Genomic DNA, 1,632 nt, shown 5'->3' on the forward strand with positions numbered 1-1,632 from the left:
CACGGCGTGAACGGCAAGGCCTACGGCTTCGCGTACGACGATGTATCCGACCAGAGCTCGACGTTGATCGAGACGCAGCCGGAACATCTCGAACTCGGGATCGGTTGGTAATGGGTTGAAGTAAGACAAGGGTGGCGGGACGACCCGCCGCCCTTTGCAAAGGAGAGCCCGGCTTACGCCGGGCTTTTTTTTTATGTAGGAGCCGATTCATCGGCGATAACCAGACCGCCAAAACGCCCGGACACCCGTCCGGACGCCCCGCGCATCGTCCGCGGACACGACCGATGCGTTCGTCCGACCGGCGTAAACCGCCCAGGAATGCGCCCTGCGGCCCATTCCATCGGTTGGCACGTCCGATGCAACATTAATCGCGAACCCCACTTCAACATCGTCAAAGGACAACGACTATGAAATTCGAAACCGCCATGCTGCAGACCTTCTTCGCCGCCGGTGTGCTGACCTGCCTGCTGATGCTGGGCGCCTTTGTGGCTTCGCCCGCTACGCATGTGGCATCGGCCGCCGCCTTCGTCGTCGCCATTCGTTGAGCGCGTCACGAGACATTTCTGTACGACGAAGATTTCTGTAGGAGCCGATTCATCGGCGATAGCCAGATTGCCGCGCCACGCCGCCTTCGATAATGTCGTCATCAGAACCCGGCCCACAKGCACGACGAATGAATCGCCCTCTCAGCGACGCAGAAAAGCAGCTTCTTTGCTGGATGCTCGAGAATGGGCCGACTTCAGCAGTTGGCTTTTTGTCTCAAGTTGATTTGCTCGAAGTTTCACCCTGGAAGTGCAAGTGCGGGTGCGCGAGCCTTCAATTCGAAATGAAGGATTGCCCTGCGCCAACGGGTGGCATGCGACCTCTAGCTGAATACGTCTTTCGGTCGGGATCGGAGCGCAGCGGCATCTTCGTATACGAACAGGCGGGTCGGCTGGCAGGGATCGAGGTCTATGGACTGACCGGAGAAGCGGCGAAGACACTTCCGAAAATCAACGATCTAGAGTCTTTCTGCGATGGCTCGCTTCCCTAAGCGCTGATGCGATCGCGGTAGTGAGGTGAACGGTAGCCTGGTTATCGCCGCTGCAGCGGCTCCCACATAAAAAAAGGCTCTTTGCGGATTACCGGGCCCGGGCGCGCGGGTTTCGGGCGGGGCATTCTTTCGCATCTCGCATCTCGCATCTCGCATCTCGCGCATAGCTCGCCTTCGGCCTCGCGGGCTCGGCTTCGCCGTCGCTTCGTACACCTGGGCGTCTCGCGGGGACACCAAGGTCTCTCACGACGATACGGTCAGCTGGACGGAGAGCCGTTGGGGGTGGGAGTTGCCGCCGAAGCCGGCCGTTACGGCGGTCGTGCAGATACGTCATTTCCGGCGCGGCGAGCGTTTTCGTCGCCGCTGCGCTGCCTCGCGCAGACGATCTCGACGCGCTGGAGCCGACCGTTTGGCGATGGCGAAGAGCCAGCAGCCGGCGCGGCGCTGCTTTGTCGGCTCGACCCACACGAACCTCAGGGATGGGAAGAGTCTTCGGTGCCCACCCTCGAGGCGAGTTCCGCACAAGTGGAGCGGCCGTAGGCCAAATAAGTACACGGCCGCGCAGCGGCCTTTCCGGTACGAAACGCGGAGGACGTGTC

2 protein-coding genes are annotated in these 1,632 nt (G+C 61.1%); both read left to right on the forward strand.

Annotated features, from left to right (window positions below; translation table 11 throughout):
* Window positions 1-6 precede the first annotated feature (6 nt).
* Window positions 7-111 (forward strand): beta-1,3-glucanase family protein, encoded by a 105-nt coding sequence (locus tag AC1DT2_RS22750; RefSeq protein ID WP_477298929.1) that lies wholly within the window; start codon window positions 7-9, stop codon window positions 109-111.
* Window positions 112-407: 296 nt separating this feature from the next.
* Window positions 408-545 carry a hypothetical protein gene (locus AC1DT2_RS22755; RefSeq protein ID WP_157504948.1) on the forward strand — a complete coding sequence of 46 codons (138 nt, stop codon included), beginning with the start codon at window positions 408-410 and terminating at the stop codon, window positions 543-545.
* Window positions 546-1,632 lie beyond the last annotated feature (1,087 nt).

Source organism: Luteibacter sp. P4_E6, from assembly GCF_056401535.1.